The 18271-nt window shown below is 53.4% G+C and carries 21 protein-coding genes; 16 read left to right on the top strand and 5 right to left on the bottom strand.

The genetic code is table 11. From position 1 onward, the window contains the following. Positions 1–150 precede the first annotated feature (150 nt). The 12 genes from WCT94_RS03715 (at position 151) to rnk (ending at position 9096) form a co-directional block, all read left to right on the top strand. Positions 151–1116 (top strand): calcium/sodium antiporter, encoded by a 966-nt coding sequence (locus WCT94_RS03715; RefSeq protein WP_336868036.1) that lies wholly within the window; start codon positions 151–153, stop codon positions 1114–1116. Between the two features lie 57 nt (positions 1117–1173). Continuing rightward, positions 1174–2265 (top strand): arabinose-5-phosphate isomerase KdsD, encoded by a 1092-nt coding sequence (gene kdsD, locus WCT94_RS03720; RefSeq protein WP_336868038.1) that lies wholly within the window; start codon positions 1174–1176, stop codon positions 2263–2265. 18 nt (positions 2266–2283) lie between these two features. Continuing rightward, positions 2284–2850 carry a 3-deoxy-manno-octulosonate-8-phosphatase KdsC gene (gene kdsC, locus WCT94_RS03725; RefSeq protein ID WP_010296644.1) on the top strand — a complete coding sequence of 189 codons (567 nt, stop codon included), beginning with the start codon at positions 2284–2286 and terminating at the stop codon, positions 2848–2850. Then, complete coding sequence (gene lptC / locus WCT94_RS03730) at positions 2847–3413, top strand: LPS export ABC transporter periplasmic protein LptC (RefSeq protein WP_336868040.1); 567 nt, start codon at positions 2847–2849, stop codon at positions 3411–3413. Before kdsC ends, lptC begins: the two co-directional genes overlap by 4 nt. Beyond that, complete coding sequence (gene lptA / locus WCT94_RS03735) at positions 3394–3966, top strand: lipopolysaccharide ABC transporter substrate-binding protein LptA (RefSeq protein ID WP_336868041.1); 573 nt, start codon at positions 3394–3396, stop codon at positions 3964–3966. The genes lptC and lptA overlap by 20 nt, the downstream gene beginning before the upstream one ends. Before the next feature lie 3 nt (positions 3967–3969). Beyond that, positions 3970–4695, top strand: a complete 726-nt coding sequence (gene lptB / locus WCT94_RS03740) for an LPS export ABC transporter ATP-binding protein (RefSeq protein WP_336868042.1) — start codon at positions 3970–3972, stop codon at positions 4693–4695. A 49-nt stretch (positions 4696–4744) separates the two neighbouring features. After that, positions 4745–6178 (top strand): RNA polymerase factor sigma-54, encoded by a 1434-nt coding sequence (gene rpoN, locus WCT94_RS03745; RefSeq protein WP_336868043.1) that lies wholly within the window; start codon positions 4745–4747, stop codon positions 6176–6178. Positions 6179–6201: 23 nt separating this feature from the next. Then, on the top strand, positions 6202–6489 hold the full coding sequence (hpf, locus tag WCT94_RS03750; protein WP_011091920.1) for a ribosome hibernation promoting factor: 288 nt from the start codon (positions 6202–6204) through the stop codon (positions 6487–6489). Between the two features lie 96 nt (positions 6490–6585). Beyond that, complete coding sequence (ptsN, locus tag WCT94_RS03755) at positions 6586–7059, top strand: PTS IIA-like nitrogen regulatory protein PtsN (protein ID WP_039279069.1); 474 nt, start codon at positions 6586–6588, stop codon at positions 7057–7059. Between the two features lie 160 nt (positions 7060–7219). Then, positions 7220–8077: an RNase adapter RapZ gene (rapZ, locus tag WCT94_RS03760; protein ID WP_010296630.1), complete on the top strand. Its 858-nt coding sequence runs from the start codon at positions 7220–7222 to the stop codon at positions 8075–8077. A 31-nt stretch (positions 8078–8108) separates the two neighbouring features. Continuing rightward, positions 8109–8381, top strand: coding sequence for a PTS phosphocarrier protein NPr (gene npr / locus WCT94_RS03765; RefSeq protein WP_010296626.1), 273 nt, complete (start codon positions 8109–8111; stop codon positions 8379–8381). A 304-nt stretch (positions 8382–8685) separates the two neighbouring features. Then, positions 8686–9096: a nucleoside diphosphate kinase regulator gene (rnk, locus tag WCT94_RS03770; protein WP_182100472.1), complete on the top strand. Its 411-nt coding sequence runs from the start codon at positions 8686–8688 to the stop codon at positions 9094–9096. A gap of 87 nt (positions 9097–9183) precedes the next feature. On the opposite strand, the gene pmbA is transcribed toward rnk, so the two are convergent. After that, positions 9184–10524, bottom strand: a complete 1341-nt coding sequence (pmbA, locus tag WCT94_RS03775) for a metalloprotease PmbA (RefSeq protein WP_012772990.1) — start codon at positions 10522–10524, stop codon at positions 9184–9186. 296 nt (positions 10525–10820) lie between these two features. Between pmbA and yjgA the strand changes: the two genes are divergently transcribed. The 3 genes from yjgA to WCT94_RS03790 all read left to right on the top strand — a co-directional run bounded on the left by yjgA (position 10821) and on the right by WCT94_RS03790 (position 12130). Beyond that, a complete protein-coding gene (gene yjgA / locus WCT94_RS03780) occupies positions 10821–11372 on the top strand; it encodes a ribosome biogenesis factor YjgA (RefSeq protein ID WP_012772989.1) in 552 nt (183 codons plus the stop codon). A 168-nt stretch (positions 11373–11540) separates the two neighbouring features. Further along, a complete protein-coding gene (locus tag WCT94_RS03785) occupies positions 11541–11801 on the top strand; it encodes a type II toxin-antitoxin system Phd/YefM family antitoxin (protein WP_110162842.1) in 261 nt (86 codons plus the stop codon). 5 nt (positions 11802–11806) lie between these two features. Then, a complete protein-coding gene (locus WCT94_RS03790; RefSeq protein WP_219993356.1) occupies positions 11807–12130 on the top strand; it encodes a type II toxin-antitoxin system RelE/ParE family toxin in 324 nt (107 codons plus the stop codon). Positions 12131–12198: 68 nt separating this feature from the next. Here the strand turns inward: WCT94_RS03790 and aaeB are convergent, their stop codons facing one another. From aaeB to aaeX, 3 genes are read right to left on the bottom strand one after another with little or no spacing between them, the layout of a single operon-like run. Then, positions 12199–14187 (bottom strand): p-hydroxybenzoic acid efflux pump subunit AaeB, encoded by a 1989-nt coding sequence (gene aaeB, locus WCT94_RS03795; protein WP_336868088.1) that lies wholly within the window; start codon positions 14185–14187, stop codon positions 12199–12201. 11 nt (positions 14188–14198) lie between these two features. After that, positions 14199–15164: a p-hydroxybenzoic acid efflux pump subunit AaeA gene (gene aaeA / locus WCT94_RS03800; RefSeq protein WP_336868044.1), complete on the bottom strand. Its 966-nt coding sequence runs from the start codon at positions 15162–15164 to the stop codon at positions 14199–14201. 7 nt (positions 15165–15171) lie between these two features. Continuing rightward, the gene (aaeX, locus tag WCT94_RS03805; RefSeq protein WP_005975424.1) at positions 15172–15375 is read right to left on the bottom strand and encodes a p-hydroxybenzoic acid efflux pump operon protein AaeX; all 204 of its coding nucleotides are present in this window, start codon (positions 15373–15375) and stop codon (positions 15172–15174) included. Positions 15376–15801: 426 nt separating this feature from the next. On the opposite strand from aaeX, the gene aaeR reads away from it, so the two are divergent. Next, entirely contained in the window at positions 15802–16746 is a 945-nt protein-coding gene (gene aaeR, locus WCT94_RS03810; RefSeq protein WP_320702957.1) for an HTH-type transcriptional activator AaeR, read from the top strand. A gap of 37 nt (positions 16747–16783) precedes the next feature. Here aaeR and tldD read toward each other — a convergent pair whose 3' ends face one another. After that, entirely contained in the window at positions 16784–18229 is a 1446-nt protein-coding gene (gene tldD, locus WCT94_RS03815; protein WP_336868045.1) for a metalloprotease TldD, read from the bottom strand. Positions 18230–18271: the final 42 nt, after the last annotated feature.

The raw sequence follows: 18271 nt of genomic DNA on the forward strand, positions 1-18271 counted from the left end.
TTTTACTTATCGCGACAGGTTTTACTTTTTCGCCTAGCACCGTCAGAATTAGCATTCATCACAGAAAAATGCTTTTTGTGCGAAATTCGTCCAGAAATGCTGACTTATTCGACAACAAGCCAGTGATTATATCCTATTAAAGGACGCTGCATGCTTTTTGCAACACTACTCTTGCTCGTTGGTTTGCTACTACTGGTTTACGGTGCCGATCGTCTTGTCTATGGCGCCGCCGTGCTTGCGCGTTCTCTTGGCTTACCGCCTTTCATCATCGGTATCACCATTGTCGGCTTCGGCACCTCTCTACCCGAACTGATTGTTTCCGTTACCGCCGCCTTAAACGATCAGAACGATATGGCCGTCGGTAATGTTATCGGCTCTAATATCGCCAATATCTTACTCATTCTCGGCAGCGCGGCGCTCATTCGGCCGCTAACGGTACATTCAGCCATCCTGCGCCGGGAATTGCCGCTCATGTTGTCCGTCACTTTATTGTGTGGCGTTTTACTGCATGATAGCTACCTGAGCCGTGCCGACGGCATGATGCTGCTCTTTGCCGCCGTTTTGTGCCTGGTGTTGATACTTCGCATGGCGCAACAGGCGCAGCGGGAAGGCGGCGATAGCCTGACCCGGGAACAGTTGGCGGAACTGCCACAGGACGACAGCAGCCAGATGGTCGCCGTGCTGTGGCTGATACTCGGCATGATTATTTTACCCATGGCCGCCCGGATGGTGGTGGATAACGCCACCGTCATTGCACGCTACTTCGATGTCAGCGAATTGACCATTGGGCTGACGATATTGGCTATCGGCACCAGCCTGCCCGAGCTTGCTACCGCCATCGTCGGGACGTTGAAGAAAGAAGATGATATTGCGCTGGGCAACCTGATTGGCTCGAACATTTTTAATATCGCGATTGTGCTAGGCGTCCCCGCACTGCTCTCGCCGGGCGCACTGAACCCTCAGGTTTTTCAGCGCGACTATTGGGTCATGCTGGCGGCGAGCGTGCTGTTAACCGCACTGTGCCTCAGCAAAAAACGCCGTATAGGACAGGGCGCGGGCGCATTATTATGCTGCGCGTTTATCGCCTACCTGACGGTGTTGTTCTTTTTTTCATAAGAAACTGTTTTTCATAATTACGCTGTTCCGTTTTTCATCATAATCAGGACTATTGGTATGTCACAGTTTGAACAAGATGCTCGTCTAAAACAGCAGTCTGACCGTGCACTATCCGATCATGCAACACAAGCCGATCACGCACCACAAGCCGCTCATACGCGACAAAAGTCTCATGAACTACCAGCAGATTTCGACTTCCAGCAGGCGGGCAAACAGGTCATAAGCATCGAACGCGATGGGCTTGCGCAATTAGATCAGTACATTGATGATAATTTTACCCTCGCCTGTAAAAAGATATTCGATTGCCAGGGCAAAGTGGTGGTGATGGGAATGGGCAAATCCGGCCACATCGGCTGTAAGATGGCCGCGACCTTCGCCAGCACCGGTACGCCTGCTTTTTTTGTTCACCCGGGCGAAGCCAGCCACGGCGACCTCGGTATGGTAACGCCGCACGATATCGTGATCGCCATTTCCAACTCTGGCGAGTCCCATGAGATTCTGTCGCTGATTCCCGTCCTGAAACGTCAGAAAGTGTTCCTGATCTGCATGACCAGCGCGCCAGAAAGTACAATGGGTAAAGCGGCGGATATTCACCTGTGCGTGCACGTCCCGCAGGAAGCCTGCCCACTCGGCCTGGCACCCACTTCCAGCACGACCGCGACGCTGGTTATGGGGGATGCGCTAGCCGTGGCGTTGCTACAGGCGCGCGGCTTTACCGCCGAAGATTTTGCCCTTTCTCACCCTGGTGGCGCACTCGGCCGCAAACTTTTACTGCGCGTCAGCGATATCATGCACTCAGGCGACGAGATTCCGCACGTCCCACACGATGCTTCACTCCGTGATGCACTGGTGGAAATTACGCGCAAAAATCTGGGTATGACGGTAATCTGCGAGGCGGATATGAAAATTCAGGGCATCTTTACCGATGGTGACCTGCGCCGCATCTTCGACATGAATATTGACTTGAACAGCGCGCGCATTGCTGATGTGATGACCGCAGGCGGCATCCGGGTCGCACCGCAAACGCTGGCGGTGGATGCACTTAACCTGATGCAGTCACGCCACATCACCTCAGTGCTGGTAGCAGAAAACGATCGTCTGGTCGGGATCGTCCATATGCACGATATGCTGCGGGCTGGCGTGGTTTAAAAGAAAGGATAATTGTGAATGAGTGAAGTCAGGGCGCAAACCGATACCTGCTATGGGCCTGTCGATCAACAGGTACTGGATAAAGCCCGTGAAGTTCGCCTGTTAATCTGCGACGTTGACGGCGTGATGTCCGATGGTCTGATTTATATGGGTAACCACGGCGAAGAGCTGAAAGCCTTTAACGTCCGCGACGGCTATGGCATTCGCTGCTTGCTGACCTCTGACATTGAGGTTGCCATCATCACCGGACGCTCGGCAAAACTGCTGGAAGATCGGTGTAAAACACTGGGCATTAACCATCTTTATCAGGGGCAATCGGATAAGGTTTTGGCCTTCAACGATCTGTTGGATAAACTATCAGTAACGGCAAATCAGGTCGCGTATATCGGTGACGATATGATCGACTGGCCAGTGATGGCGCAGGTTGGGTTGAGCGTCGCTGTGGCTGACGCCCACCCGCTGTTGTTACCACGCGCAGATTATGTCACCCGCATTGCGGGAGGGCGTGGCGCAGTACGTGAGCTGTGTGATTTGATTCTGTTCTCGCAGGACAAGCTGGAGCATGCCAAAGGGTTGTCAATATGAGTAAAACCAAACGTTGGCTCACCGCTTTTCTGGCCCTGTTGGTGCTTATCCTTATCGGCTGGAATATTGCGGATGACAACACGGTAGCAGCACCGGATGCAAACGACCCTGCTGTGCCGGTTTATACCAGCGAAAAGACCAACACTCAGGTATACAGCCCTGCGGGTAAGCTGAGCTACCGACTGATTTCGGAAAAAGCGGAGTATTTCAACGACGAGCAGTTGAGTTGGTTTACCGCTCCCGTTGCCACGCTGTTCAACGAACAGGGGACGGCAACCTGGTCAGTACGCGCCGATCGCGCCAAACTGACAAAAGACAAGATGCTCTACCTGTACGGCCACGTCGAGGTGAATAGCCTGACGAACGACGCACAGCTTCAGCGCATCACAACAAATAATGCCCAGGTGAATCTGGTGACGCAGGACGTTTCATCCGATGATGAAGTCACCCTGTACGGGACCAGCTTTACCTCAAGCGGAATGAAAATGCGCGGAAATCTGCGTAACAAAACGGCCGAGTTGATCGAAAAGGTAAAAACCTCTTATGAAATCCAAAACCAATAATCCGATGCGTAACACCCTGATCGCCAGCTCGCTGTTCGCCGTCAGCGTTTCCGCCTTTGCCGTCACGGGCGATAGCAACCAACCTATTCGCATTGATTCAGCACAGCAGTCTCTGGACATGCAGGGCAACACGGTGACGTTCACCGGCAATGTTGTCGTGAAGCAAGGGACGATTGAAGTGAAAGCCGACAAAGTCGTCGTGACGCGTCCACAAGGCACGCAAGGCAGTGAAGTGGTGGAAGGTTACGGTAATCCTGTGACGTTCTATCAGATGCAGGACAACGGCAAACCGGTGAAAGGTCACGCGCAGAAAATCCGCTACGAGCTGGCCAAAGACTTTCTGGTGCTGACAGGCAATGCCTATCTGGAACAGCAGGACAGCAATGTCAAAGGCGATCGCATCACTTACCTGGTGAAACAGCAGCAGATGGAAGCGACCAGCGAAAAAGGAAAGCGCGTGACGACGGTGTTGGTTCCCTCTCAGCTTCAGGAGAAAGAGAACAAGAGCCAGCCTTCTCGTTCTCAACAATCGCAACCACGGGTCACTGAGTAAGTTATGGCAACATTAACCGCAGAAAATCTGGCCAAGGCGTACAAAGGCCGTAAGGTTGTCGAAAATGTCAGCCTGACCGTCAATTCAGGTGAAATCGTCGGCCTACTCGGGCCGAACGGTGCTGGCAAAACGACAACGTTCTACATGGTTGTGGGTATCGTCCCCCGTGATGAAGGGCGTATTGTCATTGACGACGACGACATCAGCCTGCTTCCTCTGCATGAACGTGCGCTGCGCGGCATCGGCTATCTGCCGCAGGAAGCCTCTATTTTTCGTCGCTTAAGCGTCTATGACAACCTGATGGCCGTGTTGCAGATCCGCAAAGATCTGACGGCCGAGCAGCAGGAAGATCGTGCCAATGAGCTAATGGAAGAATTCCATATTATTCATTTGCGCGATAGTCTGGGACAATCGCTGTCCGGTGGGGAAAGACGCCGCGTAGAGATTGCGCGTGCGCTGGCGGCGAATCCGAAGTTCATCCTGCTGGATGAACCGTTTGCGGGCGTAGACCCGATCTCCGTACTGGATATTAAAAAAATCATTGAGCATCTGCGTGACAGCGGACTTGGCGTGTTGATTACCGATCATAACGTCCGCGAAACGCTTGATGTCTGTGAACGAGCCTATATCGTGAGTCAGGGCAACCTGATCGCCCACGGTTCACCGACCGATATTCTGGCCGATGAACAGGTGAAGCGCGTCTATCTGGGCGAAGGCTTCCGACTCTGATAGGGTAATATTTTATCTTTGCAGTACTTATGGGACGTTAGCGCGATTTATGAAGCAAGGTTTGCAACTCAGGCTTAGCCAGCAACTGGCCATGACCCCACAGCTCCAACAGGCCATCCGCCTGTTGCAACTGTCCACGCTTGAATTGCAACAGGAAATTCAGCAGGCGCTGGAAAGCAATCCGTTGCTCGAACAAACGGATCAGCACGACGAAATCGAGTCATTCGAAAAGGCAGACAGCGATTCACTAGATACCGGTGAAGCGCTTGAACAAAGGGACATGCCGGAAGAATTGCCGCTCGACGCGACCTGGGATGAGATCTACTCCGCAGGCACGCCGTCGGGCACCGGCACCGATTATCGCGATGAAGAACTGCCTATTTATCAAGGCGAAACCACGCAAACGCTTCAGGATTACCTGATGTGGCAGGTTGAGCTGACACCGTTTTCAGACACCGACGCAGCTATCGCGACCTCTATCGTCGATGCCGTGGACAACACCGGCTACCTGACCGTGCCGCTAGAGGACATTCTTGACAGCATCGGCGACGACGATGTGACGTTGGAAGAAGTCGAAGCCGTACTTAAACGCGTGCAGCGCTTTGATCCTGTTGGCGTCGCCGCCCGCGATCTGCGCGATTGTTTGCTGGTGCAGCTTTCCCAGTTTGCTGACAGCACACCGCGTCTGGTCGAAGCCCGCCTGATCGTCAGCGATCATCTCGATCTGTTGGCCAATCATGATTTCCGTAGCCTGATCCGCGTCACGCGCCTGAAAGAAGACGTGCTGAAAGAAGCGCTGGCGCTGATCCAATCACTCGATCCACGGCCAGGGCAGTCGATCAACACCGGCGAATCCGAATACGTGATCCCTGACGTGCTGGTACGCAAAGTTCAAGGCATCTGGGCCGTTGAACTGAACACCGACAGCATTCCCCGCCTGCAGATTAACCAGCAGTATGCGGCGCTGGGCAACAGCGCACGCAACGACAGTGACGGGCAATTTATCCGCAGTAATCTGCAAGAGGCGCGCTGGCTCATCAAGAGTCTGGAAAGTCGTAATGACACGCTGCTGAAAGTGACCCGCTGCATCGTCGAACAGCAGCAGGATTTCTTCGAGCAGGGTGAAGAATTCATGAAGCCCATGGTACTGGCAGATATCGCCCAGGCGGTGGATATGCATGAATCCACCATCTCACGCGTGACGACACAGAAATTCCTGCACAGCCCGCGCGGCATTTTTGAACTAAAATATTTCTTCTCCAGCCATGTGAATACCGATAGCGGCGGAGAAGCCTCGTCAACGGCAATTCGCGCGCTGGTCAAGAAGCTTATTGCGGCGGAAAACCCCGTCAAACCACTAAGCGACAGCAAGCTTACGGCGCTGCTCTCCGATCAGGGCATCATCGTGGCGCGTCGTACCGTGGCAAAATACCGAGAGTCTTTATCTATCCCACCATCAAATCAGCGTAAACAACTGATTTGATCTCAACAGAGAAGGAAGACACTATGCAGCTCAACATTACCGGACACCACATCGAGATCACTGAACCGCTGCGTGATTTTGTGAATGGCAAGTTTGCCAAATTAGAGCAGTATTTTGACCGGATTAATCAGGTCAATGTGGTATTGAGAGTGGAAAAAGTTCAGCAAATTGCCGAGGCCACGCTCCACGTTAATGGTGGCGAGCTGCATGCAACCTCAGAAGCGGAAGATATGTACGCCGCGATAGATTTATTGATTGATAAGCTGGCAAGACAGCTCAATAAGCATAAAGATAAACTCAAGCAGCACTAATTTTCTCCTTTGCCGTTTGGCACAGGAACAAACTCGACCCATCCATCGGATGGGTCGGGATCACCAGAAGTGAAAGCGTCGTTAAGTGAAAATAAAATGAACCACGATCCCGTATTGCAACTCAGCACCGTATTACGTCCTGAGTGCACCCGAAGCACCGTCCATTGCCAGAGTAAGAAACGGGCATTGGAAATTATCAGTGAGCTGGCCGCCAGACAGCTTAACATTCCTTCGCAGATTATCTTTGATGCCATCCTGACCCGGGAGCGGATGGGCAGCACAGGAATCGGCGGCGGCATTGCCATTCCTCACGGCAAGCTGGAGGACGATAATGCGCTGGGCGCCATCGGTGTTTTCATCCAGTTAGAGCAACCGATCGCTTTCGATGCTATTGATAATCAGGCTGTTGATCTGCTTTTTGCCTTGCTGGTTCCGGCGGAACAATGTAAAACCCATTTGCATACCCTGTCGCTTGTTGCCAAGCGGCTGGCGGATAAAACGGTTTGCCGACGCCTGCGTGCGGCGCAAAGCGATGAAGAGCTGTACCAGATTATGACGGAAGCTGGTTAAGCCGGACGATCGTCATGCTCACGATGGCAGGAGATTCGCGTCACGTTCAGAGAATGCTTGCAATCCGTGCGCGAAGCCGTCATTTTTTTAGCTATACATCACTTTATAAAAACAGTGGCAATGAGAATTCGCCATCACGTTGCCAGAGGGGAGTCGTCAGATGGTGCTGATGATTGTCAGTGGTCGCTCAGGTTCAGGGAAATCTGTCGCCCTGCGCGCACTGGAAGATATGGGGTTCTACTGCGTAGATAACCTGCCTGTGGTTTTACTGCCAGAGCTGGCTAATACGCTTGCGGCACGTAATATTTCCGCAGCAGTCAGCATTGACGTGCGCAATATGCCGGAATCGCCAGAGATCTTCGAGCATGCCATGGAGCAACTGCCACCCAGCTTCTCGCCTCAATTGCTGTTTCTGGATGCCGATCGCAATACGTTGATCCGCCGCTATAGCGATACCCGTCGCCTGCATCCGCTCTCCAGCAAGAATCTGTCGCTGGAAAGCGCCATTGATGAAGAAAGCGATCTGCTGGAGCCACTGCGTTCACGCGCCGACCTGATTATCGATACCTCCGAGATGTCGGTACATGAGCTGGCCGAGATGCTGCGTACTCGTCTGCTCGGCAAGCGGGAGCGTGAGCTTACGATGGTGTTCGAATCGTTCGGCTTCAAGCACGGCATCCCCATCGATGCGGATTACGTCTTTGACGTACGTTTCCTGCCGAACCCGCACTGGGATCCAAAACTGCGCCCGATGACCGGTCTGGATAAGCCCGTTGCGTCCTTCCTCGACAGGCATACCGAAGTTCACAATTTCATCTACCAGACCCGCAGCTATCTGGAACTGTGGCTGCCGATGCTGGAAACCAATAACCGCAGCTATCTGACTGTCGCTATTGGCTGTACCGGCGGTAAACACCGTTCCGTCTACGTCGCCGAGCAGTTGGCAGACTACTTCCGTTCACGCGGTAAGAACGTCCAGTCGCGCCACCGTACGCTGGAAAAGCGTAAACCCTCGTAATCATCGGCAACCCAATACAGCCAGGTAACCCATGACAGTCCGGCAAACGGTTGAAATCAAAAACAAGCTGGGTATGCACGCTCGCCCAGCCATGAAGCTGTTCGAACTGGTGCAGAGCTTTGATGCAGAAGTGATACTGCGCAATGACAGCGGCACCGAAGCCGAAGCCAGCAGCGTGATTGCCATGCTGATGCTGGACTCCGCCAAAGGGCGCCTCATCGAAGTAGAAGCCACTGGCCCAGATGAAGAACAGGCACTTGCCGCCGTCATCGGGCTGTTCGAAGCCGGGTTCGACGAAGACTAGCGATTTTCTTAGCAGGGTATAAATAATTCGAGTTGCGTGACAAAACGTTAGCGTTTTGAACAACGCTCAGCGTTGACCCTTTAGGGCGAGGCCCACGACGGACCGAGTATTTAAGGGAAGCCAACGCACAAGCAGCTTGAAGTATGACGGGTATCTGCCAGCCTTCGTGACAAGGATCGCTTCACTTTCTCTTCCGAACCTCCTACTATCTACCTACATAAATCATAATATTTTCTTATACCCCTGCTCCTTTGGGCGCGGGGGTTATTTTTATATCATCTGAAAATACCAACTGGAGAGGAGTATGACGAAACCTAACCTGACAATCAGTGAATTGGATGCAGAACGTCTGGATATGTTATTGGAGCAGCCCGCCTTTGCGGACAGCGATATCGCACAGGCGTTGAATGAGGAGCTGGATCGGGCGGAAATTCTGCCTTCAGCCTCGATTCCCTCACATGTCGTCACCATGAATAGTCGGGTGCGTTTCCGCGATCTGAATACCAACGAAGAGCACATCCGCACGCTGGTTTATCCAGCCGCGGTGAAGGACAGCCAAGAACCGCTGTCGGTGATGGCTCCGCTGGGCGCGGCACTATTGGGAATGCATGTGGGAAATTCGATCACCTGGCAGTTGCCAAACGGTGAAGAAACGCGAATTGAAGTACTAGAACTACTCTATCAGCCTGAAGCCGCAGGCGAGTACCACCGCTAAAGCCGCGGGGTACGATGCCCACTATCGGCATAGAGTAACAGCCGTCGGACACTGCCGACGGCGACGGTTACTCAACGAAAAACCGATTTATTCCCCAGCGATCTTCATATCAGGCAACAGCACGGAACCACACTGGATATTGCTTCGGGTTTCGATATCATTCCCCACCGTCACAATATTGCGCAGCATGTCTTTCAGGTTACCCGCGATCGTAATCTCACTAACCGGATACTGAATTTCGCCGTTTTCGACCCAGAAGCCGGATGCCCCGCGGGAATAATCCCCCGTCACACCGCTCACACCCTGCCCCATCAGCTCGGTCACCAGCAGGCCTTTGCCCATCTGTTTCAGCATGCCGTTGAAATCCAGGCCTTGTCCGGCAATCCGCCAGTTATGAATACCACCCGCATGACCGGTGCTCTTCATCCCCAATTTACGTGCGGAGTAGCTCGTCATCAGCCAGGTCTGCAACACGCCCGCCTTCACAATTTCGCGCGCCTGCGTCCGCACGCCTTCGCTGTCGAACGGCGTAGAAGCCAGCCCTTTGAGCAAATGCGGCTGTTCCTCAATCGTCAGCCACTCTGGCAGAATCTGCTGACCCAGTTTGTCCAGCAGGAAGGTCGATTTACGGTAAACGCTACCGCCGCTGATCGCGCCAACCAAATGGCCAAACAGGCCTGTCGCCACTTCGGCAGAGAACATCACGGGAGCCTGCATCGTGGGCAGTTTACGCGGTGACAGACGGGATAATGTGCGGCGCGCGCACTCTTCGCCCACCCATTCAGGGCTAAGCAAATCATCCAGCGCACGGCCAACGGTATAGGCATAATCCCGCTCCATATCGCCATTCACTTCGGCAATCACACAGCTGGACATGGAATGACGGCTGGAGCAGTAGCTTTTCAGCAAGCCATGGCTATTGCCGAACACCTTAACGCCATAATGACTGTTAAAACTGCCGCCTTCGGTGTTGGTGATACGCTTGTCAGCCTGTAATGCGGCCTGTTCTGCGCGAGCGGCTAACTCAATGCCGCGATCCGCATCCAACTCGGTCGGATGGAACAGATCCAGATCCGGCGCGTCAAACGCCAGAAGATCGCGATCCGCCGGGCCAGCAAACGGATCGACAGAGGTATAGCGCGCAATATCCAGCGCGGCTTGTACGGTGCGCGCTATCGCATCCGGGCTGAGATCGGTAGACGATGCGCTGCCTTTACGCTGTTGATGATAAACTGTGATGCCCAGCGCACCATCGCTATTGAATTCAACATTTTCAACGTCACCATAGCGGGTACTGACGCTAATGCCTGTCGTTTTTGTCACCGCGACTTCTGCCGCATCAGAACCGGCACGCGCCAGTTCCAGCGCCTGAGCAACCGCGAGCTCCAGCGCTTTACGCTGCTCTGCAACCTGAGTAGTTATCGTCATTGTTCTGCCATAATGAGTGGAAGAAAGCTCACCATCATCATCCCCGCAACGAGCACAAAAGGGGCGTATACTCTCTATACTTCACACAGCCAACACGTAGGTAACGTGAAGAATGAGGAGCATAAAATGGTGTAGCATGATGCTTTCTAGTCTAACAGGATCTACGGACAATTTCGCACAAAGCCCAAACCTGTTAGTATCAGCCTCTTTTTTTCTGGTGGGCACGCTGTTCACCATCCCGGAGCCGCTACGCGTAGCGTTAGACATTGCTCCTGGACACTTTTTAGGAGCCAACCATGAAGCAAAAGTACGAAGACTGGCTGAATGACGTCCCAGATAACCAAGAAGACGACGAAGATGATGAAATTATCTGGGTCAGCAAAAGTGAAATAAAGCGCGATGCCGAAGCGCTGAAAGATCTCGGCGCGGAACTGGTCGATCTGGGCAAAAACGCGCTGGAGAAGATCCCGTTGGATGACGATCTGCGTGCGGCGGTGGAACTGGCACAGCGGATCAAGAAAGAAGGCCGTCGCCGTCAGCTACAGCTGATTGGTAAAATGCTGCGCGCCCGCGATCCCGAGCCGATCCAAACCGCGCTGGATAAACTGAACAACCGCCATAATCAGCAGGTGGCGTTATTCCACAAGCTGGAGCAGTTGCGTGACCGTCTGATTGAAGAGGGTGACGACGTGGTCCCCGATATTCTGGCGCTGTATCCCCATGCTGACCGTCAGCAGCTGCGTTCTCTGGTGCGTAATGCCCAGAAAGAGAAAGCGGCAAACAAGCCACCGAAATCTGCCCGCCAGATCTTCCAATATCTGCGCGAACTGGCTGAAACCACAGACTAACGGCTAACGTGGGATGAGCTGAATGACTCATCCCGTGCTTTATTAATACTCGCAATGAGAGATATTTTGGCTTTCTTGCACCATCGGGTAATTTCTTGACAGGACAGAATTCGGTTCGTATTCTGTCCAAAAGCCACATTATGTACAAAAAGAAACCAAGGAATTATCATGTCCCTTGCCGAGCAAATCAAACCTATCACCTACCTAAAATCCAGTGCAGCGGAGATCGTCAAGGAGTTCGCTGTCAACCCCGAACCCATTATTATCACCCAAAATGGTGAAGCTAAAATGGTGGTTATGGACATCACGGAATATGAAAAACAACAAGAAACATTTGCTTTGCTGAAGCTGTTAGCGTTGGGGAGAAAAGCGTTTACGGAAGGTAAATATTCCGATGCGGAATCTTTTTTGGATGAAATGGACGACTGATGGTGATGAGAAACATTGTCATCCTTGACAGTGCCAAGGAAGAACTCAAAGACATTAAGCAGTATGTCAGAGCAAAATTTGGCGATTCTGTATGGAACACGATCAATGCAGAATACAAAGCAGCCATCCAGCGCATTAAGCAAACTCCTCAAAGTGGCAGCTATATTGACGAACTGAAAGAACTTGGCGTCACAAACGTCAAATACATACTGGTCAGACAAACAAGAGTCGTGTACGAATTTGACGACAACATCGTTCTAATTCATCTGTTTATCAATACCAGAAGGGACTTCAGAACTCATCTATTCAAAAGGCTTTTAATTCAATAAATAACATTCCCCATTGAATAAAACTCGCCAGATAGATAGAACCCTGAGCATGCCGTATCCCCCCAACATTAGTTGCTCAGCGCGTGCTGGTAATCACGCAGGATCCCGGTCAATCGTCCCACCGGCACAGTGACGCTCGTGGGGAGTTGCTGTTCCGTCAGCATCTGCTGATAGCGTTCAAGCTCGCCTAACAGCTGCGTGAAATAGCGACTGCGCGTGGTGTCGCGTCGGGCCAAAATCACCTGCTCCGCCGTCGCCCGAATCTGGCGATGAAAGGCAGAGAGTGCCGCGTTTTGTGGAATATCCAGCGTTCTCAGACGCTGGTGCATGATGATCAGCCACAGTGCGAGACGATACTTGGCAATATCGTCAGGGAAGCGGTTCAGCAGCAGGAACAGCTGTTGATACAGCGCAGGCAGGTGGTTTTCCTTGCGCCGCGTCGTGTTGGTCGTCAGCGCTGAAACCGCGCCATACACAAAACGGTTCAGCAGCGTTCTCCCCGTATGCGCCTTGGTGTTATCTCGGATCAGCAGGATCACCATCAACGCCAGAAAACAGCCGATGATCTGCCCGATCGCACTGTCCAGAAATTGGCTGATGTGGAACGTCATCGGGTTGTCCAACACCAGGATATTGATCGTACTGGCTAATGCGCCCAGCGAACCAAGCCGACGCTTTTGTACTTCAAGCCCGAGGAAGAAAGCCATCGCTCCCAGGCTCAGGCACAGCAGCAGCATACTTTGCTGCGTTGACGGCATAATAAACATGAACATCAGCGCCCCCAGCGGCAGCGCGTAGATCGTCCCGAAAAGAAAATCCTTCGCCATCATCTGCGGATTCGGTAAGCGCATGGCAAGCGATGTCACCACCGCAATCATCACCATACACACGCTGCCAGAGGTCCAGCCGGTGCTCAGCCAGAACAGGCAGCCCAGCGCCGTCGCCACGCCGGTGCGTAAGCCGTTGATCATGGCATGATGGGTTTCGGCTGATGGCGCTTTAATTTCCACCTCGCTGTTCAGCACATCGGCTTCAATCGTCGTGATACGTCCGTTGGTCTGCACCCCTTTTGCCAACAGCAGATAGCGCGTCGCAGCCCCCGCCCAGCTAACCAGCGTAGGCGGCACATCGCGGCTATCAGCCGCAATCAGATGGCGCAATGCTTTCACACGGCAATGCACATCGCGAAATGACTCAACGGGCTGATCCAACACCAGTTTCAGGCTGCTTTTTACAGGGGTTGGAGCATCTTGCAAAACCAGGTAGGTTTCACACGCCTGGGTAATCATCGTGAGTGATTGCGTATGCAGCGACGTTAAGCGGCGATTACTGTTCTGCCAGCGCGAGGATTCCAGCATCAGGCTGCTATGCATGCCGTTTAGCGCGGTCGTTTTACGCACCAGCGCGTGCCATGCCGCATCGATGGCGTCTTTCTCCACCCCGTTCATGCTGAGTTGCAGTAGCCGGTATTGATCCACCAGCAGCTCACCCATGCTGCGGTCAACATCCTGTTTGATCGAACGCGGTGAGAACAGTAAATCCGCCAGAATGGCGCAGACGATACCCAGCACAATCTCGCTACAGCGCTCCACGGCAAACTGCGGCGTCAGCAGCGGCGTTCCCTGCGTCGACACAATAATAATCAACGCGGTATAGCCCGCTAGCCCGAACACATAGGCGTTTTCGACTTTAACCAGCGAGGAAACCCAGGTGCAGAGGCCAGCCCAAATACAGCACAGCATCAGCATCACCACCGGTGCGCGAACGGTGGCAATAATGATGATAAGTGCGCCGATACAGCCGATAAACGTGCCGACGACACGCAGCATGCCACGATGGCGAATGGCGCCAGAAAATGGCTCACCGCCTGCGGCAAATGCCGGACCGGCCGCGACAATCGCCGCTGTCAGCACCGACCAGCGCGGGGTCTCCAACTGGAGATGGAACCCCAAAAACAGGGACAGCACAATCGCAAAGCTCAGTTTGAAAGCAAAGCGCAAGCGCGCAAACTTCGGTGTCGTAAAGAACACGGGGCCTGTCAACGACGGCGTTTTCATCATCGCCTCACTTAACCAAACTCACGCAGGCGATACAGGAGACGGATAAGCGGCGACGGCTTTTTGTCATTGTTGACCTGTTCACCCGTGATCACCACGGTTGCCGTCGTGCCAGCCGGATAGAGGTCGCCCATTTGACGATCGAGGCGAATTTTTACCGGCACACGCTGCGCTAAACGCACCCACTCCAGATTGGAATCTACGTTAGCCAAGCCCTTCGTATTCGCACTGTTGCTACTGTTATTTACCCCAGCCGCCACGCTGTCGACCGTACCGTAAAATATCTTTTCGCTACCCAACGGGGTGATTTCCGCACGATAGCCGCGGCGAACGCCTTCAAGCTTGGTCTCTTCCATGTACGCCAGCAGGTAAAATGAATCCTTCTTCACCAGCGCCACCGCCGTATTGCCACGTTCAATGAACTCACCGCTTTGCACCTGCAGGTTGGTCACCCAACCGTCAGCAGGCGCACGCACCACGGTGCGTTCCAGCTCCAGTTGCGCCAGTGACAATACCGCCTGTGCTTTAGCAAGCTGGTGCGTCGCGGTTTCTAAGGCATTACTGGACTGATCGATATTTTCCTGCGACATCGCGCTGATGCCCAGTCGCGCCCGACGCCCTGACTCCCGACGTTTTTCGGTCACCAGCGCCTGATAGTAAGCAACATCGGCTTCCGCCTGTGCGACAGCCTGGTGGTAACGCGGCTGATCGATAACAAACAGCACATCCCCTTTGTTCACCAGTTGATTGTCCGTGACGCGAACATCGCTCAACAACCCACTGACGTCCGGTGCAATCGCGACAACATCCGCCGTAAATTTGGCATCGCGCGTCCAGGGCGATTCGGTATAAAACGCCCAGACGCGGAAAATGGCGACAATCGCGCACAGCACAATCACCAGCGTAATCGCTACGCGGCTCATTTTTTTGATCAGCACGGCCTGCTGTCTAAATAAGGTTAAAAAGAACGCTTTCACAGACGCCTCACAGACCGTAACGGAAGAGTAAATAGAACAAACAGCAGAACAGCGCGCTGTTAAACAGCGCCGGATGCCAGACGAAGTCATAGATACCCGTCGGTTGCAGCAGGCGGTTCACGACAAAAAACAGAGTCAATGACACCAGCAGGACAAAAAATACGGGGGGGAATGACAGCCCGAACAGCACCATAACCGGGAGTGAACTCATCCTCTTTTCCTTTTTTTCTATTAGGTAGCGGTAGCGCGCAGGTTCGCTACCGGATGGTAAATTATGTTGTCTGATACTGACGTTCAGCATAGACAAAAGCGCTTCATCCCGCAGGCTGGCTGCCAGCGAATGAGATAGCGTTAAACTGATGAATAGCGATGCCAGCAGGGGCTGACTAGCGATGGGAAATCAGCGCACGATCTATATTGGGTAAATAAACACAATCATCGGGTAGCCTTGGGCGGTGAATAATCATGTATAGCCGCAAGGACGATATCTGTTCGCGTTCACCTGTAAGTAACGCTGCCATTTGAGCGATGGCGGACAATGCTCCACCCGGCATCACCGGATAGGCTATATTATGGATGCTTATTATCACCTTATCTACATAGTGTGATCTAAATCACTTTTAAGCCAGAGTGAATAATGGAAAGACTAAAGAGTATGTCGGTGTTTGCCCGCGTGGTGGAATTTGGTTCTTTTACCGCGGCCGCCCGCCAGTTACAGATGAGCGTATCCGCCGTCAGCCAGACCGTCACCAAGCTTGAAGATGAACTACAGATTAAGCTGTTGAACCGCAGTACACGCAGCATTGGGCTGACGGAAGCGGGGAAAATTTACTATCACGGCTGTCGCCGCATGCTGCATGAGGCGCATGAGGTCCATGAGCAGCTGTACGCTTTCAACAATACGCCAATCGGCACACTGCGCATCGGCAGTTCTTCTACGATGGCGCAGAATGTGTTGTCCACCATGACTGCCGCGATGCTGAAAGAATATCCCGGCTTGTCCGTCAATCTGGTCACGGGAATCCCCGCACCCGACCTGATTGCCGACGGGCTGGATATCGTTATCCGCGTCGGCGCATTGCAGGATTCCAGCCTGTTCTCAAAACGCTTAGGCTCGATGCCAATGGTGGTCTGTGCCGCCAAAAGCTATCTGGCACAGCACGGCACGCCGGATAAACCGGCAGATATGGTGAATTTTTCCTGGCTGGAATACAGCGTGCGGCCCGACAGCGAATTTGAGCTGATCGCCCCGGAAGGCATTTCAACCCGCGTCACGCCACAAGGGCGCTTTGTCACTAACGATCCGCAAACGCTGGTACGTTGGCTCAAGGCTGGCGCAGGTATCGCGTACGTGCCGCTCATGTGGGTCGTGGATGAAATCAATCGCGGCGAAATCGAGATCTTATTTAACCGCTACCACTCCGATCCGCGCCCGGTCTATGCGCTCTACACCCGCAAAGACAATCTGCCGCTAAAAGTACAGGTCTGCATTAACTACATGACGGAATACTTCAAAAATGTCGCCCTGACATATCAGGGTTACCGACAGGATCATGGCGAGGAAAAAAAACCGCGCTCATAAGGCGCGGTTTTAAAAGGAAATAAGAATTCAGAGCAAATTACGCCGTGCCGCCAACGGTCAGGCTTTCCAGCTTCAGCGTAGGCTGACCAACGCCGACAGGCAGGCTTTGCCCTTCTTTACCGCACACGCCGACGCCTTTATCCAGCGCCAGATCGTTGCCGACCATCGAGATCTGCTGCATTGCTTCAATACCGGAGCCAATCAGCGTGGCACCTTTGACTGGCGTGGTGATACGACCTTTTTCGATCAGGTACGCTTCGGACGTCGAGAAGACGAACTTGCCAGAAGTGATATCAACCTGACCGCCGCCAAAGTTTGGCGCATACAGGCCGTATTCAACGCTGGAGATAATCTCTTCCGGCGTGGATTTTCCGGCCAGCATGTAGGTGTTCGTCATACGCGGCATTGGCAAGTGGGCATAAGACTCGCGGCGACCGTTGCCCGTCGGCGCAACGCCCATCAGACGAGCGTTCAGCTTGTCTTGCATGTAGCCTTTCAGAATCCCGTTTTCGATCAGGACGTTGTACTGTCCCGGAACGCCCTCATCGTCCATTGAGAGGGAGCCACGGCGCCCGCTCAACGTACCATCATCTACCACCGTGCACAGTTCTGACGCGACGAGTTTCCCCATCTGTCCGCTGAATACTGACGTGCCGCGACGGTTAAAGTCGCCTTCCAGACCGTGGCCTACTGCTTCATGCAACAGCACGCCCGGCCAGCCTGCGCCCAGTACCACAGGCATCGGCCCTGCGGGTGCGGCCACCGCCGACAGGTTTACCAGCGCCATACGCACGGCTTCTTTGGCCCAGGCGTCGACACGCGCTTCGCCGTCCGCCACTTCCCAGAAGTAGTCATAGCCGCCACGCAGGCCGCCGCCGCTGGAACCGCGTTCACGTTTGCCCTCAGATTCGACCAGCACGCTGATCGACAGGCGAACCAGCGGACGTACATCCGCCGCTAGCGTGCCGTCTGTCGCCGCTACCAGCACCAGCTCATACACGCCGGTCAGGCTGGCTGACACTTCCTGTACACGCACATCTGCGGCACGCGCGACTGTGTCGGCACGTTGCAACAGCGCAATTTTGTCCTCACGCGTCAGGCTATCCAACGGATTCAACGTTGGATAAAGCGCATTATGCGATACCGCTCCCAGCGTGTGCGCCGTGCCTGTACCCTGTTCCCGTACAATGCTGCGCGCAGCCTGCGCACTCTGGTGCAATGCGTTCAGCGTAATCTGATCGGCATAAGCAAACCCGGTCTTTTCTCCGTCAATCGCACGGATACCCACGCCCTGATCGATATTGTAAGAACCGTCTTTAATGATACGGTCTTCCAGTACCCAGGATTCATGATAGCTGGACTGGAAATAGAGATCGGCATAGTCCAGACGACGCTCATTAAGCGACCCCAGCACAGCCGCGAGATCGTCAAGATTCAATTTGTTGGCGGTGAGTAACTGCTCACTGACAAACGAAAGGCTCATAGTTTTTCACTCTTTATCAGATAATCGGTTGAGTACACTGCG

The organism is Pectobacterium sp. 1950-15, from assembly GCF_037136835.1.
Classification (GTDB): domain Bacteria; phylum Pseudomonadota; class Gammaproteobacteria; order Enterobacterales; family Enterobacteriaceae; genus Pectobacterium.